The sequence below is a fragment of the Hyphomicrobium sulfonivorans genome (assembly GCF_013306565.1).
GTDB lineage: Bacteria > Pseudomonadota > Alphaproteobacteria > Rhizobiales > Hyphomicrobiaceae > Hyphomicrobium_A > Hyphomicrobium_A sulfonivorans.
The window spans coordinates 962,041-986,471 of record NZ_PZPO01000001.1 but is presented as its reverse complement, the minus strand read 5'-3'; the positions used below and the strand labels follow the sequence as shown (position 1 = coordinate 986,471).

Sequence of the window (24,431 nt, the reverse complement as noted above, 5' to 3'; positions counted from 1 at the left end):
GGGCTGCATCAAGGCCAGCGCTTAGCCGGCGCGTGGACCGTCCACCATCGGTGCAACAACCGGTATCGTTACGGTGACATCCGTTCCGCCCGTCGATACGTTTTCAATCGCAACGCTGCCGCCAAGGCCACGCGCCCTGTCACGCATGGCGGTGAGGCCGATCCCTGCATCCGGCTGCGACGCAACGCCAGAACCGTTGTCTCGCACGTTGAGGCGGATCAATCGCGAAGCATTTGCCTGCTCCGCACCACCGGCTGCATACGCACGCGTTGCACTCAACGTTATGTCCACACGCCCGGCATCGCCGTGACGCAACGCATTGGTGATTGCTTCCTGCACCGCGCGATAGATAGCCAGATCCACATCCTTGCCATATCCATCCGCAAGCGCATCGACCTCGAATGTGAATACTGTGTCCGGATGCTGGCGCCGAAAACCGGAAACAAGACTGCTGACCGCATCAGACAGTGGCACCTGACCGAGCTGAACCGGATGCAGCGCGCGCAGCATATCGCGGTTGAACGATTTCAGACGACTGGTGATGTCGTCAATTTCCGCCACGCGCTGCAACAGCTTTTCCGATTGCTCGCCTTCCAATCCATCCGCTATCCGCCGAATGGAAGAAAGGTTTGCGGATATGCCGAACAGACATGGTCCCGCTTCGTCGTGCAGTTCATTGGCGATGCGCCGACGCTCTGCTTCCTGCAGTTCCGAAGCATTGTGGTGCAATTGCACGTTCAGCGATTTTGCCTCCGACAACGCCGCGAGCAGATGGTTGATGCGCCCCGCTATCAACGCCAATTCAGGCGCAACCGTATTGCCTGCAAGATGCTCCGAAGGATCTTCCTGCTCCGCCACGCGCGCCATCGCCTCAAGCGGCTGCAAACGCCATGCAAGCACCGCATACACAATCAGCAAACACGGAGCAGATATCGCTAGCCACAACGCCAGCAGCGCACCATAGCTCCATTGCGGCGCCCCATACGCCAGCACCACAATCGCAACCAGAATTGCGACCGCGACAGCGATCGTAATCGGCACCATAAGCTGCTGCCGCAATGGCATGTCGTGCCACCAACTATGGCTCATGCTCGAACCCGCCGGTACGGTGATCGAGGCCATCGCACGCAACCGCCGATGACCTCTTGTTACGCATCCATGTTCAACTCGAGCGCTGCCAGGAATTCAGCAGCGCCGTGGCAGCCGATATCACCCGAATATTTTTTCGCCCGCCACCCAGGTCTCCGAAACTTTGATCTTCATGATGTCGTCGGGCGCAACCTTGAACGGGTCCTGCTCCAACAGCACCAGATCTGCTTCCTTGCCGGCTTCCAGAGAACCGATGCGATCAGCTTGGCCGATCTGCGCCGCAGCCTGAGAAGTAACCGCGCGAATGGCTTCCTCAACCGTGATTGCCTGGTCGGGCCCGACGACGGAATTATCGACCACGCAGCGACGCGTCACCGCAGTTTGCACCAGTCGCAACGCGCCCAGGGGCGAGCACGGTCCGTCGGTGTGCAGCGTGAACGGTAGTTCTTCCTGAACGCATGCGCCCGCCGGGTCCATGAACGCTGCACGCTCAGGGCCAAAAAGCTGATCGCGATACGCCGCGCCATAGAAGAACACGTGGTTCATGAGAAAAGTGGGCTGCACACCCAGCGCCTTCATGCGCTTGAGCTGGTCGGGCCGCGCCATCGTCGAATGTTCGATGCGATTAATGCCGGTTGCAGGATTGGCGCCGTAAGCAGCTTCAATGGCATCCAGCGCATAGTCGATCGTTGCATCGCCGTTGCAGTGGATCTGCACCGGCCAACCCGCAGCCTTGACCGCCGCCACCATCGTCTTCAGCTCAGCGGGCGGATAGTTCGGCGAGCCCTTCTTGTCCGAGTTGAGATAGGGCTGCGTCTGCGCGCCAGTCTCGGTCTGGTTTGAGCCGTCACCAATGATCTTGATGCCAAACAGTGAGAAGCGCGAGTTCGGAAACAGCGATGCCTTGGCGCCGCGCCCGTAGTCGCGATAGGCATCGCCGGACTTCATATCGCTATACATCAGGCTGGCACTAAGACGCCCCGTGCCATGTGCCGTCAGCTTCTCCAGTCCTTCAATCCAATCCGGTTGAATGGTGCCCGGCTCATGCGTCGTCGTGTTTCCAAGTGCCGCACTGGTTTTGAAGTAGTCGATCATCGCCTTTTCAAAAATCGCCGGCGTGATCTTCGGCAGCGCCTTGGTGACGAACTTCAACATCGCGCTCTCTTCATAGACGAGCCCGTTGAACTTTCCGTCCGGACCGCGCCCGAAGTGACCACCGCCCGGTAGCACGCCCACATCATCAGGGATTTGCGCGATCTTGAACGCAGCCGAGTTGGCCGCGCCGTCGTGCATGTTGATGTACCAGATGAAGATCGGCCGATCCTTCGAGATTCCATCCAGCTCCGTCATCGAAAGATCGCCGCCTTGCAGCAAGTTGTCGAAGTCGTAAGCCAGCAACCATTCACCTGCCGGAAGCTTGGCGTCCATCGCCTTCAAGCCCGCCATCAACTCGGCGCGTGTGGGATATTTGATGTAACCGACGTCCGCGAGCAGCTCAGAAAACAGCGCCACGAAGCAAGAATGCTGATGCGGATCGACAAAGCCCGGCAACAGCGTGCGGCCATCCAGATCGATCAGCTTGGTATTGGAAGTCTGCAACCCAGAAATATCGGCTTGCGAGCCAACGGCGATGATCTTGCCATCGCGCAACGCAATCGCCTCAGCCTGCTTGGCACCACCTGCGGCCATCGGAATAACCGTGCCACCGCGGAATATGATGTCCGCCCCCGCAGCCGCTTTCGATTGCGCACGTGCTGTAACGGACGGCAGCCCAAGCCCCGCGGTTCCGGCAACCGCTCCGGCGAGCGCCATGAAATTTCGACGCGACGGGCCGCCGTTCAGCCGTGACGCCGTATTGGCAACCGGCCAGCCGTGATAGAGGGCCTTGTCCGTAAAGATGGTTCCCACACAAAAACGGCACATGCAGACGCGTCTCCGTTTGAGGCACTCCGCATCAGCCCATTGCCTGCAGGCGGTGCCGCCCACAACCGGCGCTGTCGATAGACGCGGGCTGCTGGAGCCGACACTGAAATGTTAGTGCTAAAAAAACCGTTCCTGTCCGTGCAAACTTTATACATTCCAGCCGCCGCAGGATGACTGCTGCGCGACTACCGACGCCGAACCCATCGCGCGGCTAGCAGCCGAAATCCGCTGAGCACGCTTTCGCAAACAAAAAAGCCCGGCGCTTGCGCGCCGAGCCTTTGAGTATCTGCCGTTCGACCGTCGTCGGTTTAGTTCGAGACCACCGGGCGCACCGTCAGGCCGTCTGCCTGGCGCGAGAGCTCAACGCTCTCAAGACCCGACTGCCCCTTCGCGGTGGACAGCACGACTGTCTGGCCGGGTGCCAGCAGAGTCTCGACGCGGATCGGCATACCTTCCCGCTGGGCCAGCGTCGCAACCACGCGGAAGCTGCCAGCTTCCTCGGTGTAGTAAGCGACGCCGTTCATGGCGCCGAGGTTGATCGACTTGGCACGCGGGGTGTCGGCGAAGGCCGATCCGCTGGCGAAGGAGCCGATCACAGCGAGGGCGACGGCGGCGGTTGCAGCTACTTTCGCAAAGCTCATAGTCATCTCCTTGATTTGCTTCAGGCCGAAGCGACACCCGCTGGCCTGCTGCAACGCAACATGATATCAGGAGCATCATTAGTCCAACCGATTGGATCGATAATGCCTATCGACCATATCAATTTAGCTCGGGTCGACCTCAATCTCCTGGTCGCGCTCGACGCGCTATTGGCTGAGCGCAGCGTCACAAAAGCCGCCGCGCGCATCGGCATCGGGCAGTCGGCCATGAGCCACAATCTGGCCCGCCTGCGTGACCTGTTCGGCGATGAACTGCTGACACGCGGCCCCAAGGGCATGCAGCCAACCCCGCGCGCGCTGGCGCTGGCCGACCCGGTGCGGATTGCTCTGGCGCAGATCGAAACGCTGGTTTCGCGCGATGAAACGTTCAATCCCGCCACGGCGGAGCGGGTTTTCCGCATCGGCCTACCGGACAGCGTCGAGGTTCTCGTCGGCCCCGCGCTGCTGACCTACGTGTGCGCCCATGCCCCCGGCATCCGCTTCCGCTTCTACGCCGCGGAGGGGCAGGGCCTGCTCGACCACCTGGACGCCGACCGCCTCGATCTTGGTATCGGCGTCGGCGCATTCGCCGGTGGGCAGGCGCATCACAAGCGGCGCGTGCTGGCCACCGACAGCTATCTCGTCATGTTCAACGCCCAGAAAATCGACATCGAGACGCCCATCTCGCTGGAAGATTACGTTCGTGTGCCGCACGTGCTGACCAGCTTGCGGCTGGGCGAACGCGGCGTGGTGGATGAAGTTCTCGAGCAAATGGGCCTTAAACGCCATGTCGCGCTGGTGACGCCGCGCTTCGTCGCCGTGCCGTTTCTGGTTGCCGGATCGCCGGTGCTGACCACGATGCACGCACGGCTCGCGATCTACTTTGCCGATCAGCTTGGTCTGAGCCTCAGCCCGCCGCCGATAGAGCTGCCCAAACTCACCACATCACTGCTGTGGCATGCATCCTATGATCGCGATCCCGCCCACGTGTGGCTGCGGGAAACTATCATGCGCGTATCGGTGGAAGAGCGGGCAAAGCTGCGCGCTGCCGGGCGACTGGACATCTAAGCCTAACGAAAACGCGGGCGCAGGATCTGCCTTGTCGGCTGGGGAAGAAGGAGTGGTGCCGCTTAGGTGACTCGAACACCTGACCCCGTCATTACGAATGACGTGCTCTACCGACTGAGCTAAAGCGGCAATCCAAACAAAAGCGCGGGCCAAAGACGGCTCACGCGGCTGGCAAACGCCGCCAGCCCGGCGCCGGCCTCCCAATGGGTGGCGCGGTGCGAGCCGGAATAGACTAACTTGGCCGCCCGTTCAAGATGCCCGATGGCGATTAACCTGCAAGGCCACCGGTTTAAGCGTCCTGTGGCCAAAAACCACTGGCCCTGTGCCTGTATCCGGCCCGTCAATGGCTGCAAACACTCCGCGGAGCACCGCACCCGTAATCCCGGCCTGGCCTAACCCGGCGTCTGGGCGGCCGTGCCCGCTCCGGTCAGACGCCTCAGCTCCAGCCGCGCCAGCAGCAGCGCGCACTTGGCATAGCGCGGCCCAAGGCGGCGCGGCTCCTGCGCCAGCCGCCAGAACCATTCCAGCCCCAGCCGCTGCACGAACTCCGGCGCGCGCACCGCCAGCCCGGCCAGAAAGTCCGCCGCCGCGCCAACGCAGATGAAACTGCAGCCGGCACCCGCCCGCGCTGCCCGTACGGAAAACAGCTCCTGCTTGGGCGCCCCCAGCAGCACGAAGCACAATCGCGCGCCCGAACGGCGGATGTCGTCGATGTATTGATCCGCCAATTCGCCTTCGGGATCGAAGCCGCGCGGCGGCGATACCGCGCCAACGATGTTCAGCTTGCCGCCGGTCGCCTCGGCCAGCACCTGCCGCGTGCGCGCCAGCACCTCATCGGAACTGCCGAACAGAAACACCGGTTGCCCGGCTTCTGCTGCCGCCACGCTGAGCGGCAGCATCAGATCGGCGCCCGTCGTGCGCTCCAGCTCCGGCCACGTACGCCGCCCGATGCGCACAACCGGCGCGCCATCAGCGGTGACGAACGTCGCCCGCCCATACGCATCGCGAAACTTGGCGTCCTCGCGCAGCTTCACCAGATGGTCAAGATTGAGCGTGAAGACTGTGCAGTTCTGCGCCTTCTGCATCGCCTCCGAGACGAGATCAATCGCGGCTGCTTGCGTCGGAACATTCACCCGCCAGCCGTCGATCCGCACTTCGTCCACGCGTTGTGCATTTTCCATTCGCGTATTCCACCACTCAAATCACTTGGGGCTTCGCATAAGCCCGATCCGTTCTTCAGTCATCGTGACCCGCACGCCTTGGCGCCGCGCGCAAATTCAGACAGCGTCCGTGTGTAAATATCGGGCGGCGATGAACCGCCGATCCTGAAGATGTAATCGTTCGGCCACCATGGCCCAGCCGCCCAGGCCGTCCAGCCGATCCACACATCCCCATTGCGCTCCATCTCAGCCATGAGATCTATCAGCGCCGCGCGGCCGGTAGCGTCATTGCCGGCTGCAAATTCCCCCAGGAACGCGCGCAAACCGTTTTGCCGTGCCCATTCCTGAAAGGCAGCGATCCGCTGCGATCCGATCGTCGGGCTGACCGTTTGCGCAGATGTGCCGGACGAATCGACGTCGAGATACTGATGCACCTCGATCGCAAAGTTATTGCCGGGATCGACCACGCCAGCCATCGCGCCGTTGCCGCTAGACAACCAGCTGTGGGCGCCCGTGTAGGCAACACCCGGCACAAGTATGAGGTTCTGAGCGCCACGCGCTCGTATGGCCGCAACCGTTGCATTCACGATCGGCAGCCAGTCCGTAGCGGCTATGCCGTATGGTTCATTCATCAGCCCAAGAGCCACATCGGGCGATGTTTTGAACCGTTGCGCCAGCTCACTCCAGAACGATACAAAGCTGCGCGTTGGCACCTGCTCCGATCCGATGAGATGGTCGGTCGCGAACCCATCAGCGGCAACGCGGCGGCGAGCGAAATTATGTACGTCGAGAACCACACGCATGCCGGCGGCTTCGATCGTCGACACCGCAGTGCTGAGGCGCTGCCATTCCGCAGCATCGAACGGCCCATCCAGCAACGGCTGCAGCCGCTCCCAGCGAAACGGGAGCCGCACCGTATTGAAGCCCAACCGGCGCAGCTCTTCGATGTCCGTCGCTGCGGGATAGATGTAATCCTGCCCGAAGATGCCGGGCATCTTAGAGCCAAACTCTGCTCCGGCCAGATTTGCGCCACGCATCGCCAGACGCGACACGGCAGGTGCCGTGCAGGGTTCAGCCGCGACCGACGCACCACTGCCGCCGCCAACAGCAGCCGAGACCGCAACAGCCCCAACGACAAACTCTCTACGCGTCAGCGGCATCGTTTGCCCCGCGTTGTTCATCACGCAGCACCAGCGCCGCACCAAACAGGAACCACATCGGCGCCGCGGTTTTGATACCAACGAAAGCGTTGCTGACCAGCAAGCCTACGGCAAGCGCCAGACAGATCCCCATGCGATAGCGGCTGAATGTGCGGCTTGCGCCTTGCTGTAGTGAAACGATGCACCAGAACAGCGCGACGCCAAAGACCGACTGCGTGATGATGAGGTACACGATGCCGCTGTCAGCCGAAGGCGCCAGGAAGCGGTCTGACATACCGATCCAGTCTTCGATCTGCATGTCCTGTAACATGCGAAGTGTCCAGCCGATGCGGCCAGGCAGATCGTCCTCGGTGCTTTGCAGTTGCGGCATTCCCGACATCAGCATGATGGTGATGACGGCCAACGGAAGCATGAACAGCGGCGTAACGCGCCTTAGGGCTTCAGGCACAAAACAGGCCGCACCGATCACCATCATCGACGACGCAAATGAGAAGCGACCATCGGAAGCGAACTGCATGATGATTGTGGAGAGGATCAGGAAAGTCCGCGCTCCGCCGCTCAGCCGGGTCCAGAACGCAACGATGAATGCGGTGATCGTCACCACGTAATTGCCGAGCGACACCGGCTCAAGAAAGAACGACGACAGACGGTGCAAGCCAAAGAACGGAAAGAAGCGTTCTTCAGGACGGGTCGCGCTGATGTAAAGATCGGAATCGGCATTCGTGAATTCATCAAGCGCGAGGCCACGCGTGGCGACGTAGTATTCTTTCGGGTTCAGCACCGACGAGAACGTATCGAGTGAAGCGGCTTCCCAGAGCACGCCGATCAGAATGATGATTTGCAGCGCCATAACTGTGCGCACGGCAGAGCGCTGCGAAACCGTTATGCCAAGCATGACGAACGCGCACGGCAGCACCAGATCGCGAATGAATTTCGGGTTGAAGTCCCCCAACGCCATCATGCGCACCAGGCCGAACGCAACCACGAACATGGCAAGCATCAGCCATGGCTTCATCTCGGCGCGGAAGTGCAGCATCGACCATGCGCCAGCCATGCCGACCAGCATAACCTCCATGGCGATGACGGGACCGGAACCTAGAGTTATTCCCTGCGCATTGATGAGCGCCAGTCCGGCGTTGAAAAACACCGCGCCGACAACGATGAGCGGCCCCAGCCAGTTCTGAGCCAATGCATGCAATCGCACACCGGCCGGATTATGAGGTGCAGCATCAATTGAGGCGAGCGGCATCGGTGCCTTTCGGACTTCCATCTCACACGGATTTTCATCCCGGGCGCGCAGCCTACGCCCGCGCCTTGCGGCCAGATACGCAGCCGTGAGCTCCGCCGTCAAACCCCATGGCGCCCAAGCGTAAATGTTTCGCTGTCACCCATAACGACGCGCCCGATTAGCGCAGTCTCATGCCGCAACCCGCTTGGCGATGCGATCGACGAGCGCGTTAAAGGATAGCAGGTTGTAGCGACGCGCAGCGATCAGCGCCGCGATGGCAAAGATAACGATGCCGCAGGCCAGACCTGCGTAGGCTTTTTCAAAACCACCGGCCACGAAACCGGAGACGAAATAAGCTGCCAGCCCGAGCCCCACCATCACGGCCGCGCTACCGTAGGGTAAACGCATCACAAAGTTGTCACGCCATACGATGAGAAACGCAGCGCATCCGACCACGTTGCCAAGCAGCAGTGCAGCCGCAGCGCCAGCCAGCCCATACTGCGGAATTGCCAGGACGCCGATCACCAGAACCGTCGCGGCATGCAGCGCGGTTGAAACGAGCAGCAAGCGGCTATGCTGAAGAATGTGCACCACCTGCCCGAAGTAATATCCTCTTAATACCGCCACGACCGAGGCCGCGATGATCAACGGCAGAGCTGGCTCAACCGCGACACGCAGATCGGCTCCAAACACGAGATCGAGGATCGGAGCAGAGAACTGCAGAAACCCCAGCGGGATGAACGTCAGCAACGCGACGTACGCAAGAAACGCCTGCCCCAGCACCTCGCCCGCACTTGCCCGATCGCCTGCGATGACATGCTTGCGGGCAATGGCCATGTAGGCCCCCGCGATCGCCTCCGCCGCCACAATCAGCAGCTGCCGGAACAGATCCGAGACCGCACCATAGCGCCCCGTCTCCGCCAGATCGCCGAGACGCGCCAGCAGCAGGCGATCAAGCTGATTGCCCGCTGCTTCAAAGCCGAACGCCGGTACCAATGGCCGGCCATACATAAGAAGCTGCTGCATATCCGAACGCTGCCAGCGCAGTGTGCCCATGCGCCAGATGCTGGCCGACAGTGCGAGCGCCGCGCCAATGTGGGCAATCCCGACGGCGAGTGCCAATGACAGCGCCGTGCCCACCATGACGATCGCCGCGACGCCTAGCGCAATCATCAGAAAAGATCGCACGAGCACGCCGACCGCGACGATCCCCGCGTGCAGCCGTGTGCGGGCAATCTCATGCATGGCGTCGTAACAGGCGAGGCCGGCGACAAGGATGCCTACGCCTACCGCCTCGGTTGCGGTGATGAACCCGAAAGCGGTTGCCAGCCAAAGCCCCGCACCCACCAGCGTCAGGCCGACCAACTGCGTCACAAGATAGGCGGCGATCATTCCGTTGCCGCCAGCATCTTCGCGATAGCAGGCAAAGAAGCTGAAGCGCAGCCACTGCATGGCGACGCCATAAACAATCGTGGCGATTGCAGTGAACAGAACGAACCCGCCATAGGTGTCCGCCCCACCGATGCGGACAAACACAGCCATCGTCACCACGTTGACGATCGCGGCGAGTCCTTTCGAACCGAAATAAAGTGCGATGTGCCGACCGATCATAAAATCGCTCTACGCCCTAGTTCTTTCGACTGATCTTGCCAGCGCCCGCGCGGCTTACTGCCGCCCCCGCCCTGCGCTCCCAAACCAATGGAATGCAAACTTAATCTTAATCCGGCTTCGGCACGAAGAGGGGCAACTTGTGACGAATTTGTTAAAGTTTGCGACATGATAACAATCGCCACCGGCGGCTGAATGTTGATATTCCTCTGCCGACGTCCGAAGGCATGGAACGCGCGCATTTTTGCGCCGAAGCGACTGCGAATTACCAGCGTTTGTGCGGGGTTTGATGAAGGTACTTCTCTTGGGTGGCTCAACCGGCCAACGCGGTGGTGTGGAAGCGTTCTGCAACCGCGCCCAGAAGGCGCTGGCGTTATACGGACCGCACGAGGTGCACCACCAGAACGCCGACACAGCGTTTCTGTCGATAGGCAAGCTCCCCGGACTGGTGAAGGGCATGGCCAACCTTGCCCGTAAGCGCAGCGAAACCGATTGCCTCTGGCTGCAATACTCCAACCTGCCGGACCTGTTCTATTTGCCGTGGGCAAAGCTGCTGGGCTTCCGCACAGTTGTAACACCGCATCTAGGCGCCAACTGGAAATCCCAAAGCAACCCCCGCCTGCGCACGCTCAGCAACAGATTGCTCCGCATGGCGGACCGCATTGCGTTGTTGTCGCCAACACAGAAGAACGAACTGTCATTGCCCGAGAACGTGCCGCAAACAAGTCTGCGAACGTTCCTGGCCGGCAATGCTCTTGCCGCTAAAGAGCCCTCCGAACCTGCGCCCACCGACCTGCTGCGATTGACTCATGTATCGCGCCTGTCAGAAGGCAAGGGCACGTTTCATTTCGTCGAAGTCTGCCGACTGCTGAAGCAGCGCGACATCAAATTTTCTGCCACCATCGTCGGCTCTGCCGACAATGCCACCCTGCAACGACTGACCGAAGCGATTGCAGCAGCGGGCCTCAGCGATCAGATCGCATTGCTCGGCAGTCTGAACGAAGAGCAGTACACCGATGTGCTCCGCAATTCCGACGCAGTGGTGCATCTCTCCACTGTCGATTCATTTCCGCTGATCGTTCTGGAAGCTATCGCATGCGCCGCGTTCCCGATCTGCATCGATCTGGCCGGCGCCACTTCGATGATAAACACCTACGCGGGCCACCTCGTACCCGAACAGAATTGCGCGGCATTGACGGCCGACTATCTGGCGACCAAACCGCTCAATGAATTGCGTAGCGAAGCTGAAACTGCGGGCGAACGCGTGCGCGCCGATTACGGCTGGGCAACCTGCGTATCTGCACTCGACAGGACCTTGCAGGACACCGTCGAGACGCCTGCAGCCGAGCGTGCCGCCGCCTGATATTGCGGGGCTGCTTGAGGCTAATTAGAAGGCGCCCCACCGCGGCGCCTTTATTAATTCTGCAAGCTACTTCTGAAAGCTACGCAGACCGAGTGCGGCGTCCGAACAACGCTACCCAACCGACTCCCGACATCAGGCCAAGCACCAGCGCCATGACAAGTATCATGCCGCGCGGGCTTGACGGATCAACTGACGGCAGAGCTTCCGCGATAACGCGCGCACTCGACGTATCGATGCGGCCCTGTGCCCCGATCTCCTTCGCGCGGACCAGAAAAGCTTCATAGATCTGCCGATTGGAATCGGCGACACGCTCAAGCTCTCGCAACTTCACCATAGCGTCGTTGGACTGGATCGTTGTGTGCTTCAGCGTTTCAAGATCACCCTTAAGCGCGCGCTCACTGGCAAGGGCACGTTCGTATTCCGATTTCGCCGCCGCTGCTATCCGCCTAAGCTCTTCGGTGATCAAACGCCGATACGCCGCGCGCTGCTCATTCAGCACCTTTAATTCAGGATGCTTCTTGCCCAACAGCGCCTCAGCAGCACCATAGCGCCGCATCAACTGCGCATATTGCGCGCGCAAATTTGCAATGGTCGTCGACTGCACGGCCTCAAGACTGGAATCGGGATCAGCGCCGCTTTTCAGCAACGCATCAATCTGTTCCATCCTCGCGCGCTGCTGCACGACATTCGCATGCTCGACGTTCAGCCGCGAGTTCATCTCCTCCAGCTGCTGGTCGGACATAAGCCGAGCCGCAGAGCCAATGAGATTATGCTTCGCCTTGAAGGTCTGAACCGCACTATCCGACTGCCTAACGCGGTCAGCCAGCTCGTTCAAACGGGACGTCATCGATGTTTCGATGCGCTCTGCGGCCGCCTCGCGCGCATTCACTTCGCGCTCGATATAGAGCTTCGCCATAGCATCGGCGATGTCCGCCGACTTAATCGGATCTTCTGTCCGCGCCGTAAACACCAGCACATAACTGCGGCTTTCACGCCGAACGCTTACCGCCCGCTCCAATTCGCGCAGCGCACGCGTTTCATCATCTTCCCCGCCGCCGGGAGTCGACAGCATTGCACGAAGGCCTGAGAGAAAACTCGGCGGGCGCACAAACTCCGGATCGCTCGCAAGATGCAATTCCTGCACAACGGAACGGAGCACCGCTTCTGACTGAGCGACACGCAGCTGACTTTCAACCAGCGAACTGGCGAGCTCATTCGTTTCCGAACGGGGCGTAACGTCGTTTTGCACAACCTGCAAACCGCGCGGATCGAGAAACACTTCCGTGCTGGCGGTATAACGCGGCGGAACAAGCAGCAGATACGCTACGCCCAGAGCGAGAGCCAATGCGACGAACAGAAATATGGTTCTGGCGCCGGCACGCAGCATCGCGACCCAGTCATACGGGTCTAAGCTCCAATGATAGCCAGGCCGCGCGGCATCAGCCGACATCTTTTCATTATTCCCTTGAGCCATCGCGGCTTAACTTCAGGCGCCAGTGAGAAACAAAATACCCCGCGTGTGCAGTATGCGGGACATTTCGAGGCCGGCCACGTCTGCTTGCGTTTCAGTGTTAATCATATCGCCTTGAACCGACGACGCTGGACGCAGAGAACTCGCTTTTTCGAGCAAACCTCCGCACCCGGCGTGCCTTTCCGAAACGCTATTGCTTCGAAACGGGATGGCTTAATCAGGCGGCGCGCCTTCCCGCTTCAAGTTCCTGCAATAGCGCATCGGCTGCTGCTTCCGCTGCACTTCCCATGCCACACCACAGCGGCAGCCGCAGAAGCCTTGCGGGCAGCGTATCCGTCACCTCCATAGAGCCTTGGCTGCGTCCGAAACGCTGACCGGCAGGCGAAGAATGCAGCGGGATATAGTGGAAGGCTGAGCCGATATTTCGCTTCTTCAGCTCACAGATCATGGCGTTGCGCTGCTCGTTGCTGGGCAGCAGCACGTAATAGATGTGTCCGTTGTGGACACATCCATCCGGAACCTTTGGCCGCTGCAGCAAACCTTCCTGCTCCGCCGCTGCAAAAGCTTCATGATAGAAGTTCCAACTGCGCAGGCGGTCAGCGATGAACTCGTCGGCGGACTCGAGTTGCGCGCGCAATACAGCGGCCGTTATCTCGCTGGGCAGAAACGATGCGCCTTTGTCTACCCACGTATACTTGTCGACCTGGCCAAGCATGAAGGCGGTGCGGTTGGTGCCTTTTTCGCCATGTACACGGGAGCGCGCATATTGGTCATCAGTCGACATGATCAGCGCGCCGCCCTCGCCGCTGACGATGTTTTTCGTCTCGTGAAAGCTGAAACAGGCCATGTCCGCCAGCGTACCGGCCGGGCGGCCTTTGTAGGTTGCCAGCAGAGCCTGGGCCGCATCCTCCACCACCAGCAGGCCGTGCTTGCGCGCTATGGCGTTGATCGCATCCATCTCGGCGCAAACGGCCGCATAATGCACGACATAGATCGCCTTTGTCCGTTCGGTGATCGCCGCCTCAATAAGCGTTTCGTTAATGTTGAGCGTATCGGGGCGAATATCGACGAACACCGGAACGCCGCCGCGCATCACAACCGCGTTGGCCGTCGAAACAAAGGTGAACGAGGGCATGATAACTTCGTCACCGGGCTCGATCCCGCAAAGGAGAGCGGCCAGCTCCAGCGCCGAGGTGCACGAAGTTGTCAGCAACGCGTGCGGCGCCGACAGCTTGTCCTTCAGCCAGGCTTGGCACCAGCGCGAATGCTGCCCATCGGCGGCCATATGACGCGCGGTTAACGCCTCGGCAATAAGTTCCAACTCTCGGCCAGTTGCGGGCGCGCGGTTAAACGGTACGAATGCGGACAAGAGGCTCTCTCCCCGAGGAAACTACGCGACCTAAAAACAAGGTTTTTAAAAGCTAAACGGGCCGCGGCACCTTTTAAGTATAGCCTCGATATCCGACTGCGCACGGAGCACTTATGCGCATAGTTTACCGAAAGATACTCAGCTTAGGACTCCAGAACGGATCGACATGGCCAGCAAAACAATTTTAGTGACCGGCGCAGGCGGCTACATCGGCAGCACCCTGGTGCCGCGCCTCCTGGAAAGCGGCAAGCGCGTTATTGCAGTCGACCGATATTTTTTCGGCAGCGACAAGCTGGCTGACCATCCCAATCTCACGAAGCTGCGCACCGATGTGCGCTTGCTCGAACCAAGCGCATTCAGAAGCGTCGACGCGGTGATAGACCTTGCCGCGCTGTCAAACGATCCGTTGGGCGATCTCTTCACCGACGAGACGTGGGAGATCAACCATCAGGCGCGCGCACGCAACGCACGACTGGCCAAGGCCGCTGGCGTAAAGCGCTATGTGATGCCGTCGTCGTGCTCGATCTACGGCTTCTTCCCACCCTCCCAAATTCTCGACGAGGATTGCACGCCAAATCCGCTCACCGTCTACGCCAAGGCCAATCTGGCCGCCGAGCAGGATATCCGCCCTCTGGCCGATGACGACTTCACCGTAGGCGTTGTGCGCTTCTCAACGCTGTTCGGCATCAGCCCGCGCATGCGCTTCGATCTTGCGGTCAATGGCATGACTGAAACCGCATGGCGCACGGGCAAGCTCGCGCTGATGCGCGATGGGACGCAGTGGCGCCCGATGATCCATGTCCGCGACGCGGCGCGCGCACTGGAATTCATGCTGGAAGCCGACGCAGCCGCAATCAATGGCCGCGTATTCAACGCTGGCTCAAACGACCTCAACGTGCAAATCCGCGCGCTCGCCGACCGGGTGAAAGAGCTGGTTCCGCGCGATGTCGAAATCGACTGGTACGGCGACCCCGACACGCGCTCATATCGTGTTTCATTCGATCGCATCGCTGCGCTCGGCTATCACACGACAATGACGATTGAAGACGGCGTCCGCGAAATCGTAGACGCGCTGCAAGCCAACACGCACAGCCGCAGCCTCGATACGCTGACGCTGGACTGGTATCGCGCGCTGGAAGAGTGGCGCAGCCGCATCGAAGATGTTGTCATTGAGGGCAAGATCATCAAGCGCGTTGGAGGCCTCCCGTGCGCGGCATCCTCCTAGCCGGGGGCCGCGGCACGCGGCTGCTTCCCGCCACCGGCGTAATCTCCAAACAGTTGCTGCCGATCTACGACACGCCGATGATCTTTCATCCGCTCTCCTTGCTGATGGAAGCCGGCGTTCGCGAGTTCATGCTGATTTCGACGCCGGAAAGCCTCGATGCATTCCAGCGTCTGCTGGGCGATGGCTCTCAGTTCGGTATCAGCATTCGCTTTGCTCCCCAGGCTGAGCCCCGGGGCATCGCCGAGGCGTTGATCATCGCCGACGAGTTTACTCGCGGCGAACCGTCGACGCTGGTGCTGGGAGACAATCTGTTCCTTGGCGGCGCAACGGCAAAGCTGATGCGCAAGGCATTCGACCGTCCAAGCGGCGCAACGGTTTTTGCAACCCCCGTGCAGAACCCCCAGGCTTTCGGCATCGTCTCGCTGCGCGACGACGGCACCGCAACCTCGATCGAGGAGAAGCCCAAGCACCCGCGCTCCAACTATGCGGTCACCGGCCTTTATGTTTATGACGGCGCGGCGGCTGCAATTGCGCGCGCTGTTCAGCCCTCGGCACGGGGTGAAATCGAAATAACTGACGTCAATCGCGACTATCTCAATCGCGACGCCCTGCGTGTCGAGCTTATTCCAGACAGCGACACGTGGTTCGATACCGGGACGCCGGACTCGCTGCTGGAAGCTGCCCAACTTGTGCAGCAGATAGAGCGTCAGGGCGCGCGCAAGCCAGGTTGCCTGGAGGAGATCGCCTTCGACGCGGGCTGGATAGGGCTGGACAGATTGCAGACCGCAGCTAATCGGTGGGCGGGCAGCAACTACGCGCGGCACCTCCACGCGCTGGCGCAGCGCGCAGGCGAGATCAGAGCTGCAGTATAGGCGTAGCTAATGCGACGTGATCGGCGGGAACCAGCGCGCTGCCGCCGATCCGTTCTTTAACTTTCTCGAATATCCGGCAATCCTTGCTACAACACTCAGCGCGTCTCAGCCCATGGTCGGGCGGCCGCCGATGTTGAAGACAGAGAAAGGATTGCCGCTTGCTTGTTCGTCTTGTCGATCATTGGCTGTCGCGCAACGCCTATCCTGAACCCGGCGCGCTTGAAGCTGTTGCGCATCTGAAGCCGATAGTTGTCGTAACCGGCGGATCGCGCGGTATTGGCCTGGAATTGGGGCGGCGCTTCGCCAAGGCGGGCAGGGAAGTCGCTCTGATCGCGCGTGACGCCGCAACGCTGGAGCTGCAAGCCGCCGCGATCGAACGCGACTTCAAAGTGCATTGCGCTGTCATCGCGCTGGACATCACCGAAGCCGACGCGGCTGACCGCATTGATGCCAACCTCAACACGCACGGCTATTTCACTGATGTGATGATCAACTGCGCAGGCATCGGCCTCGCCGGTCCGTTTGTCAGCCACACTGAAGCGCAAATCGATGATCTTCTGCGTGTGAATGTTCAGGCGCTCACCAATCTCACCCGGCATGCGCTACCGCAAATGCTGGCCCGCGGGCGCGGCGGCATCATGAACGTTGCCTCCGTTGGCGGGCTTGTTCCCGGCCCCAATCAGGCCGCCTATTACGCCAGCAAGGCCTATGTCGTTTCCCTCACCCGCGCGCTCGCGACCGAGAACCCCGGCCGCGGCGTGCGCATCATGGCGCTGGCGCCCGGCCCGGTGGACACCGGCTTCCATCAGGCCATGGGCGCAGAGCTTTCGTTCTATCGCCAGCTTCTCGTTGCCTTGAGCGCGCGACAAACTGCCCGTGCCGGCTATCGCGCCTATTTGGCCGGATGCCACCTGTTCGTTCCAGGTATTACCGGAAAATTTCTGCAGGTCGCGCTTTGGATCATTCCGCACGCAGTTTTGCTGCCGATCATAGGTTGGCTGTTGCAACGGCGCGATGAGAGGCCTTGGCGCGACACATCCGATAAGGAAGCGTGAACGAAACAGTCGTTTGGCATTTGCGATGTCGAAATACATTTCGGCTTAAGTGTGTTTGGGCGCCGAGAGTCATGTATTGCGTATCACGGCGCAATCGGCGAGGCGGACTTGAGCATGCTCATGACCTGCCTCGCCGCCCCTCCCGCAAGCCGCTGATGACAGCCGCGCGGAACATGCGTCCTTTCCCAACAACGGTCACAGATCGTTTACGGCACCGCGCGCGGCCATCGCGCGTTGTGACATTTTTCGTGCCATGAAACGAAGTCGCGACTGGGGAGTTATGTCCATTCTGGACGAAACCTCCGCATATGCGGCCCAAGCTCAGCCTCCTAAACTCCACAAGCGCTGCCCGCCCCCGTGGCCCACCACGAAGGATAGCTATGCCAAACTGCCAAGCTTCAAGTGCAAACCCGGTTGATCTCGACGTAGCGCCAATCGGCAACGGACGCATAGCAGCGCTGGTAAACAACCGCGGCCGCATCGTCTGGTGGTGCTTCCCGCGGCTGGATTCAGATCCGGTATTTTCGCGACTGCTTGCGGGCGATGAAGAAAAAGGCTTCAGCGATGTTGTGCTGCATGGCCAGGTTTCCGCACGCGCGCAGTACGTGCGCAACACCGCCATCGTTGAAACGATACTTGAAGACGCGGCTGGCAACGCCGTGCGCGTTACGGATTTCGCGCCTCGCTTCAAACTGTTTGAGCGGGCTTTCCATCCCGCACAAATTGTTCGCCGCATTGAGCCGATCAAAGGCCTGCCACGCGTCACGCTGCGCGTCCGCCCAACATTCAACTATGGCGGGCCCGTTGAGAATGTCGCTGTGGGATCGAATCACATCCGCTTCAGCGGCGGCACCGACGTTTTGCGCCTGACAACAGACGCGCCGCTTTCCTACATCGTCCACGAAACGCCATTCGCGCTCACCCAGCCGGTCTCGCTTATTTTCGGGCCCGATGAACCGTTGGAATCCGCAGTCGATAGCGTCGCCCGCGAGTTCTATGAGCGTACGCGCCGCTACTGGCTGAACTGGGTACGCGGACTTGGCATACCGCTGGATTGGCAGTCCGCCATCATCCGGGCCGCCATCACGCTGAAGCTTTGCAGCTTCAATGAAACCGGGGCGATTATCGCCGCGCACACAACATCCATTCCAGAGGCTCCGCATACGCCTCGCACGTGGGACTATCGCTTCTGCTGGCTGCGCGATGCCGCGTTTGTAATCAGCGCGCTGAATAGGCTCGGCGCCACCAAAACAATGGAAAGCTATCTCAATTACATCACCACCATCGCGATGGATGTTGAGCCACCCCTGCAGCCGGTCTACGGCATCATACCCAACCAATCCCTGACCGAGCGCACGGCCCCCGATCTGTCCGGGTATCGCGGCATGGGCCCGGTGCGCGTTGGCAATCAGGCGGTGGAACAGACGCAACACGATGCATACGGCAGCGTCATTCTTGGCGCGTCGCATATGTTCATCGATGAACGCCTGCCGGGCATGGGCGACGAAGCACTGTTTCGACGCCTGGAACCGCTGGGGCACCGCGCCCAGCGGCTATATATCGAACCTGATGCAGGCCCCTGGGAATATCGCGGACGCCAACGCATTCACACCTATTCCGCAACCATGTGCTGGGTTGCGTGCGATCGCCTCGCACGCCTCGCCGGATTGCTGTCGCTTGAAGACCGAGCCGGATACTGGCGAGCTACGGCCGATAAAATGCGCGACGATATCCTGCAGCGCGCCTGGAGCCCCAAGTGGGGTGCGATTGCCGGCGCACTAGATCATGACGACCTTGACGCCAGCGCGCTTCTGCTTGCCGATCTTGGTCTGTTGGGCGCCGACGACGAACGCTACCGCCGTACCGTTGAAGTGATCGGACGCGAGCTTAGCCGCAACGGTTTCATGATGCGCTACATCGCCGAAGACGACTTCGGCGCACCGGAAACGTCATTTCTCGTTTGTCAGTTCTGGTACGCAGACGCTCTCGCATCCATTGGCGAAGTAGCCAGGGCGCGCGACATATTCAGCGATGTACTTTCGCGCGCCAACAGCTTCGGCGTGCTCAGTGAGGATATTCATCCGACAACGGGCGAACTGTGGGGCAACGTTCCTCAAACCTACTGCATGGCCGGAATCATCAACACAGGCATGAGGCTTTCACGCCGATGGGAGGCTGCTTGGGCGGCTGGATGATTTATCGCCCAACAGCGTTTGTTTTGCTCAATTGAAACCAATGTTGAGCTCGGCCGTTAATCACACAGGTGCAACCCTCGTGTATGTCGGAAGGTCATGGGCCGCATAATACTTGTCTCTAATCGCGTCGCCGACATCTCTAAGGCTGCTCAGGCCGGCGGGATGGCTGTTGCGCTCGCTGATACGCTGCGCTCGCGCGAGGGGCTGTGGTTTGGCTGGAACGGCCGCATTTCCGATCGGCGCTCTGAACAAATCACAACACCTGATATTTCGCATATCAACAACACCACGATCGCCACGCTGCCGCTAAGCTCGCGCGAGCACGAAGGCTATTACACCGGCTACTCCAACAATGTTCTGTGGCCTGTGTTTCACGCGCGACTCGATATTGCACAATTTGAATCGGGACATTTTGAACGCTATCTGGCGGTCAATCGGCGGTTTGCGCAGGCCCTTCATCCGCTGCTGAAACCTGACGACACGATATGGGTGCATGACTATCATCTGATTCCGCTAGCCTTGGAGCTGCGCAAGCTCGGCGTGAAGAATCCGATCGGGTTCTTTCTCCACATTCCCGTTCCACCTGCTCAGATATTTCTGGCTATTCCTGAGCACCGCGAACTGGCGCGCGGCCTGGCCGCCTACGATCTCGTTGGGCTGCAAACCAAGATCGATGTCGGCAATCTGATCGACTATCTGCAGGATGGCGCGTTCGGTCAGATCCTGAAGGACGGTCGCATTCGTGCGTTCGATCGGGAAATGGCGATCGCAAGTTTTCCCGTTGGCATCGACGTTGAAGGCTTCGTTGGCCAGCGGGCAAGACAAACCCGTGATCGCAGCCCAGGCATCGCAAGAATTATTGGCGTTGACCGCCTCGACTACACGAAGGGTCTGCCGCAGAAGTTCCGCGCTTTCAGCCGCTTCCTTGCACAGAACGCCGACTATCGCGGCAAAGTGGTTCTCTCGCAGATCGCGCCGCCGACGCGGGAATCTGTTTCGGCCTATGCTGACATTCGCAACGAGCTGGAAACTTTGTCCGGCAGCATTAACGGCCGTTTCGGCGAGCTGGATTGGGTGCCGATCCATTACATCCACCGCAGCGCGCCACGTCGGACCCTGGTCGACATATACCGATCATCGCGCGTCGGCTTGGTAACGCCGCTGCGTGACGGGATGAATCTGGTCGCCAAGGAATACATCGCCGCGCAAAACCCGCATGATCCCGGCGTTCTGATCCTGTCTCGCTTTGCAGGCGCGGCCGAGCAGCTCAAGGATGCGCTGATCGTCAACCCATACGACATCGATGAGATGGCCACCGCCATAAAGACGGCGCTGGAGATGCCACTGGAAGAGCGGCAGGAGCACTACGACAGTTTAATCGACGGCATTAAGCGTCAGGACACCTTCATGTGGTGCCGTGGCTTCCTGCAGGCGCTGGAGCGCGTAGGACGTCGCGGAACACTGGCCGTTCCGCGCCAACCGTTGGAAGCCGCACGTAAAGCGTTGCAGGAAATCGAGCTGGCACGCGTGCATCCGCGCGTTGGCACAAACCGCATTGCACCGGATCCGATATGAGTGCAGCATGAAAGCATTGTCCGTAGGCGGGGCTATGGTTGACACGATCGCGATCATCGAAAGCGATCGCATCGAACGTATGTCCATGCTCAATGCCGACACCTCCTTCCTGTTGCTTGAAGAGGGACGCAAAACTGAAGCGCTGGACGTGTTCACTTATGCCGGCGGCGGCGCTGTGAATACCTCCGTAGCTTTATCTCGGCTTGGCTTTGACACCTCGATACTCGTCAAGCTTGGACGCGACACCCGGGCCGATTTTCTGCTAACTCGACTTACCGATGAGGGCGTCTCAACGCGGTGGGTGATACGCGACGCAGATGCGCCAACGGGTGCATCAGTTATCGTGTCATCCCATGATCGCAACGCCGCTGTATTTACGTTTCGCGGCGCCAACACGCTGCTGTCATCCGGAGACTTGACCGCGTCCGCATTCGCCGTCGATCTTGTCTACATCTCCAGCCTGTCCAATCGCTCCGCGGATTGCTTCCCCACCATTGTAGAAAAGGCAAAGGCCAACGGCGCACTGGTGGCCGTCAATGCCGGCGTGCGCCAGCTTTCGGTACGCAGCGGAACATTTCTGGAAAGCCTGAAAAAGATCGACATCCTGGCGATCAACCGCCGCGAAGCCGAAGCGCTCGTACCCGGTCTCGTTGCGCAGTTTGGAGAGGGCGGCCCTACGCCGCCGCTGGAAGCAGGCGAGCAACCACCGCCACTGCTCGCCCGTGGCCTGCTGGGCGGCGGCTACGAAATGAGCCTGCCTGCATTCTTCAAGGCGCTGCACAGTCTTGGCACCACCTATGTGATGCTGACAGATGGCCTAGGCGGCGCATTCGTCAGCGAAAACGACACGCTGATTTATTGTCCTGCGGCTGACACCACAGTGGCCAGCACCACCGGCGCCGGCGACGCCATGGCATCGACATTCGCGGCATTCATAGCGCTGCGGCAGCCCATTGATGTCGCACTGCGCGCCGCCACCATTAACGCGTCGTGTGTCGTTGCCTATATTGATACGCAAACGGGTCTCATGCGTCGCGAAGCGCTTGACGCGCGCGTGAACGCAAATTCGAGACTGCGCATTCGCAAGTGGCGCATGCAGCCGAGCCGGATTGCAAATGAGAACACAGCGGTTAAGGGGTAACAACGTGAAGGGCGATGCCGTGGCAACCGGCGAAAAAGCGATCCGTCGCGATACGAACTTGGATCAACCTTCCGGTCTGAACCAAACGCCCTACGCCCTGCTAAAGCAATCGACCAAGGATTTGGCGCTGTTTCTGGACTGTGACGGCACCCTGCTCGACATCGCGCCAACGCCCAATGCCGTGCGCGTACCGAACGGACTTGTCGAATTGCTGAAGCGCATTGACGATGGACTGGGCGGCGCGCTCGCGATCTTGACGGGACGACAACTGCTGGAGATCGATGCGCTCCTTGCGTCAACGGAATGGATCGGCGCTGGCGTACACGGCTCGGAAATGCGTCATAGGGTTGGCGGCGATATTCTGCAAATCGCCGATGGTCTTCCGCCCGCTCTCGTCGAAAGCGTTGTCCGCCGCATGCCTGCATTGCCCGGCGTTGTTGTGGAACCGAAGGGCTCTGGTTTGGCGCTGCACTATCGCCAGGCACCACATTTGAAATCCGCCCTTGAAGGCGAATTGCGCGCGCTCATCGCGCCATACGCCGATAGCCTGGTGCTTTGTCCGGGCCGCAAGTTGTTCGAGGTTGTCCCTGCCGGCCATTCGAAAGGCACGGCGTTGCTGGCGCTTGCGCAACAGCCGCCGTTTGCGGGGCGGCGCCCGATCATGATCGGTGATGACATCGGCGATTTACCCGCGTTCACCGCCGCACGCCATCTGGGCGGTTGCGGCTTCCGTGTGGCCGGCGAAGCCTTCGGCTATGACGAAGTGGATTTCAGCGGACCAACTGACGTTTACGCGTGGCTTGCAGCGCTCGCTGACGCAGTCAGCGAACAATAACACCCGCCTGCGCCGAAGCTTGGCCGCAGGAACCCTTACCGCTCGCAATGAGTTTATCGCTCGATCCCGGCGTGCACCACCAATCGGGAGCGGTTCAACAGAGGGCGCCGCCTGTTTGCGGTGGATGCGATGTCGGTAACGAGTGCAGATCGCCGGCCGGCGCTAAGCTCGCATGGCGCGCAGACGCTGCCGAGCGTCGAGGTCGACAGCTACAATCTTACGCTTAAGGACGACGAGGGCTTTATCGGCGACAAAGCAAGCCGAGGTGCCTTCCATGCCATGCTGGAAAAGTGGCGTGAGCCACTGCGAGAGCTGGGCGCTGATCCTCTAGGCGAACAGGATTCCGAACAGCTATCAAAAAAGCAGCTCGACAAGCTGCTGGCTGAAGGCGATCCCGCTGCTGGCGGCGTCATTCACAGCGCGGTCGAAGAATTCGCGCAGACACTCACCACCGTAATCCGACGTTTCCTGCGGGCCGCAAACTGGCGCAACACCGAAGCGATCGTTGTCGGCGGCGGCATGCGCGGCAGTCGTGTTGGCGAGCTGGCGGTGGGCCGCACGCAAGTGCTGCTGCAGGCGGCAGGCATCGACGTCAAGCTTGAGCTGATCCAGCACCATCCCGATGAAGCCGGATTGATCGGCTCGGCTCATCTCATGCCGTCGTGGATGCTGGAGGGGTATGACGGCATTCTCGCTGTTGACATCGGCGGCACAAACATTCGCGCCGGCATTGTCGAACTCCGTCTCAAAAAAGCGAAGGATCTTTCAAAGGCCAACGTCTTTGCATCGGACATCTGGCGCCATGGCGATGAGAACACCAAACGCGATGAAGCCGTGCAACGCATTGCCGACATGCTTGATGAGCATATCCGCATTGCCGAGAAAAAAGACCTCAAGCTGGCGCCGCTTGTCGGCATCGCGTGCCCTGGCCTTATCCGCGAGGACGGAACGATAGAAACCGGCGCGCAGAATTTGCCGGGCAACTGGGAAAGCAGCCAATTCAATCTGGCCGATCAGCTTTGCAGCCTGATTCCGAACATCGGCGACCACAGCACGCATATTGTGATTCATAACGATGCCGTGGTGCAGGGTCTCAGCGCCCTTCCCATCATGCAGAGCTATGAGCACTGGGGTGTGCTCACCATCGGCACCGGCCTTGGCAACGCACGCTTCAGCATGCGCAACGGCAAGCCCTGAAATGCGTGACTGACTTGCAACATCCGCACGGAATACAACCTGTGCGGCGTGCCTCATATCTTGCAGCACTCAACGCTCTACACCATCTCGCATCGCGATACGGGGCGACTGATCGCGTCTGCTGCGCCTATCTGAAGCACGGGCAGTGGAAACGGTGCCAGTCGACGGGGCACAGCTTTCTCCGATACAAGCTGGAAGTCATGCCTGATCGGGGACCGCATGCGCCAGCGGTTTCAACGAATGTACGTTGGGCCGATGA

At 60.2% G+C, this 24,431-nt stretch carries 19 protein-coding genes and 1 tRNA gene; 10 read left to right on the top strand and 10 right to left on the bottom strand.

The annotated features are described in order from the left end of the window. Window positions 1–21: 21 nt before the first annotated feature. From C6Y62_RS04575 to C6Y62_RS04565, 3 genes are all read right to left on the bottom strand, one after another. Entirely contained in the window at window positions 22–1,089 is a 1,068-nt protein-coding gene (locus C6Y62_RS04575) for a sensor histidine kinase (protein ID WP_173952927.1), read from the bottom strand. A 120-nt stretch (window positions 1,090–1,209) separates the two neighbouring features. Next, complete coding sequence (locus C6Y62_RS04570; protein ID WP_173952926.1) at window positions 1,210–3,012, bottom strand: amidohydrolase; 1,803 nt, start codon at window positions 3,010–3,012, stop codon at window positions 1,210–1,212. Between the two features lie 308 nt (window positions 3,013–3,320). Further along, the gene (locus C6Y62_RS04565; RefSeq protein ID WP_083509453.1) at window positions 3,321–3,653 is read right to left on the bottom strand and encodes a hypothetical protein; all 333 of its coding nucleotides are present in this window, start codon (window positions 3,651–3,653) and stop codon (window positions 3,321–3,323) included. Between the two features lie 102 nt (window positions 3,654–3,755). Between C6Y62_RS04565 and C6Y62_RS04560 the strand changes: the two genes are divergently transcribed. Further along, complete coding sequence (locus C6Y62_RS04560; RefSeq protein ID WP_173952925.1) at window positions 3,756–4,718, top strand: LysR family transcriptional regulator; 963 nt, start codon at window positions 3,756–3,758, stop codon at window positions 4,716–4,718. A 53-nt stretch (window positions 4,719–4,771) separates the two neighbouring features. Here the strand turns inward: C6Y62_RS04560 and C6Y62_RS04555 are convergent. The 5 genes from C6Y62_RS04555 to C6Y62_RS04535 form a co-directional block, all read right to left on the bottom strand. Then, a tRNA-Thr gene (locus C6Y62_RS04555) sits at window positions 4,772–4,847 on the bottom strand. A 263-nt stretch (window positions 4,848–5,110) separates the two neighbouring features. After that, the gene (locus tag C6Y62_RS04550) at window positions 5,111–5,899 is read right to left on the bottom strand and encodes a WecB/TagA/CpsF family glycosyltransferase (protein ID WP_246274283.1); all 789 of its coding nucleotides are present in this window, start codon (window positions 5,897–5,899) and stop codon (window positions 5,111–5,113) included. Between the two features lie 59 nt (window positions 5,900–5,958). Next, a complete protein-coding gene (locus tag C6Y62_RS04545; protein WP_173952924.1) occupies window positions 5,959–7,038 on the bottom strand; it encodes a glycoside hydrolase family 5 protein in 1,080 nt (359 codons plus the stop codon). Then, complete coding sequence (locus tag C6Y62_RS04540) at window positions 7,022–8,287, bottom strand: hypothetical protein (protein ID WP_173952923.1); 1,266 nt, start codon at window positions 8,285–8,287, stop codon at window positions 7,022–7,024. Before C6Y62_RS04540 ends, C6Y62_RS04545 begins: the two co-directional genes overlap by 17 nt. A gap of 168 nt (window positions 8,288–8,455) precedes the next feature. Then, complete coding sequence (locus C6Y62_RS04535; RefSeq protein ID WP_173952922.1) at window positions 8,456–9,877, bottom strand: lipopolysaccharide biosynthesis protein; 1,422 nt, start codon at window positions 9,875–9,877, stop codon at window positions 8,456–8,458. 286 nt (window positions 9,878–10,163) lie between these two features. Here C6Y62_RS04535 and C6Y62_RS04530 point away from each other — a divergent pair, with 286 nt between their 5' ends. Beyond that, window positions 10,164–11,237 carry a glycosyltransferase family 4 protein gene (locus C6Y62_RS04530; RefSeq protein ID WP_173952921.1) on the top strand — a complete coding sequence of 358 codons (1,074 nt, stop codon included), beginning with the start codon at window positions 10,164–10,166 and terminating at the stop codon, window positions 11,235–11,237. A 79-nt stretch (window positions 11,238–11,316) separates the two neighbouring features. On the opposite strand, the gene C6Y62_RS04525 is transcribed toward C6Y62_RS04530, so the two are convergent. Then, complete coding sequence (locus C6Y62_RS04525; RefSeq protein WP_173952920.1) at window positions 11,317–12,687, bottom strand: GumC family protein; 1,371 nt, start codon at window positions 12,685–12,687, stop codon at window positions 11,317–11,319. A 238-nt stretch (window positions 12,688–12,925) separates the two neighbouring features. Further along, window positions 12,926–14,077, bottom strand: a complete 1,152-nt coding sequence (rffA, locus tag C6Y62_RS04520) for a dTDP-4-amino-4,6-dideoxygalactose transaminase (protein WP_173952919.1) — start codon at window positions 14,075–14,077, stop codon at window positions 12,926–12,928. Between the two features lie 166 nt (window positions 14,078–14,243). Between rffA and C6Y62_RS04515 the strand changes: the two genes are divergently transcribed. The 8 genes from C6Y62_RS04515 to C6Y62_RS04480 all read left to right on the top strand — a co-directional run bounded on the left by C6Y62_RS04515 (window position 14,244) and on the right by C6Y62_RS04480 (window position 24,172). Next, a complete protein-coding gene (locus C6Y62_RS04515) occupies window positions 14,244–15,302 on the top strand; it encodes an NAD-dependent epimerase/dehydratase family protein (RefSeq protein WP_173952918.1) in 1,059 nt (352 codons plus the stop codon). Continuing rightward, the gene (locus tag C6Y62_RS04510; RefSeq protein WP_173952917.1) at window positions 15,284–16,174 is read left to right on the top strand and encodes a sugar phosphate nucleotidyltransferase; all 891 of its coding nucleotides are present in this window, start codon (window positions 15,284–15,286) and stop codon (window positions 16,172–16,174) included. Before C6Y62_RS04515 ends, C6Y62_RS04510 begins: the two co-directional genes overlap by 19 nt. A gap of 158 nt (window positions 16,175–16,332) precedes the next feature. After that, entirely contained in the window at window positions 16,333–17,229 is an 897-nt protein-coding gene (locus C6Y62_RS04505) for an SDR family NAD(P)-dependent oxidoreductase (protein WP_246274281.1), read from the top strand. Between the two features lie 380 nt (window positions 17,230–17,609). Then, window positions 17,610–19,424 carry a glycoside hydrolase family 15 protein gene (locus C6Y62_RS04500; protein ID WP_173952916.1) on the top strand — a complete coding sequence of 605 codons (1,815 nt, stop codon included), beginning with the start codon at window positions 17,610–17,612 and terminating at the stop codon, window positions 19,422–19,424. A 96-nt stretch (window positions 19,425–19,520) separates the two neighbouring features. After that, complete coding sequence (locus C6Y62_RS04495) at window positions 19,521–20,999, top strand: alpha,alpha-trehalose-phosphate synthase (UDP-forming) (RefSeq protein WP_173952915.1); 1,479 nt, start codon at window positions 19,521–19,523, stop codon at window positions 20,997–20,999. Between the two features lie 34 nt (window positions 21,000–21,033). Then, complete coding sequence (locus tag C6Y62_RS04490) at window positions 21,034–22,140, top strand: carbohydrate kinase family protein (protein WP_246274279.1); 1,107 nt, start codon at window positions 21,034–21,036, stop codon at window positions 22,138–22,140. Then, window positions 22,115–22,975 (top strand): trehalose-phosphatase, encoded by an 861-nt coding sequence (otsB, locus tag C6Y62_RS04485; protein WP_173952913.1) that lies wholly within the window; start codon window positions 22,115–22,117, stop codon window positions 22,973–22,975. Before C6Y62_RS04490 ends, otsB begins: the two co-directional genes overlap by 26 nt. 129 nt (window positions 22,976–23,104) lie before the next feature. Continuing rightward, window positions 23,105–24,172, top strand: a complete 1,068-nt coding sequence (locus C6Y62_RS04480; RefSeq protein WP_173952912.1) for an ROK family protein — start codon at window positions 23,105–23,107, stop codon at window positions 24,170–24,172. Window positions 24,173–24,431 lie beyond the last annotated feature (259 nt).

Bases quoted from the DNA above. Each gene is read 5' to 3' on its own strand.
- C6Y62_RS04550 (WP_246274283.1), bottom strand. From the start codon at position 5,899: ATGGAAAATGCACAACGCGTGGACGAAGTGCGGATCGACGGCTGGCGG.
- C6Y62_RS04540 (WP_173952923.1), bottom strand. From the start codon at position 8,287: ATGCCGCTCGCCTCAATTGATGCTGCACCTCATAATCCGGCCGGTGTG.
- C6Y62_RS04530 (WP_173952921.1), top strand. From the start codon at position 10,164: ATGAAGGTACTTCTCTTGGGTGGCTCAACCGGCCAACGCGGTGGTGTG.
- C6Y62_RS04570 (WP_173952926.1), bottom strand. From the start codon at position 3,012: ATGTGCCGTTTTTGTGTGGGAACCATCTTTACGGACAAGGCCCTCTAT.
- C6Y62_RS04575 (WP_173952927.1), bottom strand. From the start codon at position 1,089: ATGAGCCATAGTTGGTGGCACGACATGCCATTGCGGCAGCAGCTTATG.
- C6Y62_RS04515 (WP_173952918.1), top strand. From the start codon at position 14,244: ATGGCCAGCAAAACAATTTTAGTGACCGGCGCAGGCGGCTACATCGGC.
- C6Y62_RS04525 (WP_173952920.1), bottom strand. From the start codon at position 12,687: ATGTCGGCTGATGCCGCGCGGCCTGGCTATCATTGGAGCTTAGACCCG.
- C6Y62_RS04565 (WP_083509453.1), bottom strand. From the start codon at position 3,653: ATGAGCTTTGCGAAAGTAGCTGCAACCGCCGCCGTCGCCCTCGCTGTG.
- C6Y62_RS04495 (WP_173952915.1), top strand. From the start codon at position 19,521: ATGGGCCGCATAATACTTGTCTCTAATCGCGTCGCCGACATCTCTAAG.
- C6Y62_RS04490 (WP_246274279.1), top strand. From the start codon at position 21,034: ATGGTTGACACGATCGCGATCATCGAAAGCGATCGCATCGAACGTATG.
- C6Y62_RS04480 (WP_173952912.1), top strand. From the start codon at position 23,105: ATGTCGGTAACGAGTGCAGATCGCCGGCCGGCGCTAAGCTCGCATGGC.
- C6Y62_RS04560 (WP_173952925.1), top strand. From the start codon at position 3,756: ATGCCTATCGACCATATCAATTTAGCTCGGGTCGACCTCAATCTCCTG.
- otsB (WP_173952913.1), top strand. From the start codon at position 22,115: ATGAGAACACAGCGGTTAAGGGGTAACAACGTGAAGGGCGATGCCGTG.
- C6Y62_RS04500 (WP_173952916.1), top strand. From the start codon at position 17,610: ATGCCAAACTGCCAAGCTTCAAGTGCAAACCCGGTTGATCTCGACGTA.
- C6Y62_RS04545 (WP_173952924.1), bottom strand. From the start codon at position 7,038: ATGCCGCTGACGCGTAGAGAGTTTGTCGTTGGGGCTGTTGCGGTCTCG.
- C6Y62_RS04535 (WP_173952922.1), bottom strand. From the start codon at position 9,877: ATGATCGGTCGGCACATCGCACTTTATTTCGGTTCGAAAGGACTCGCC.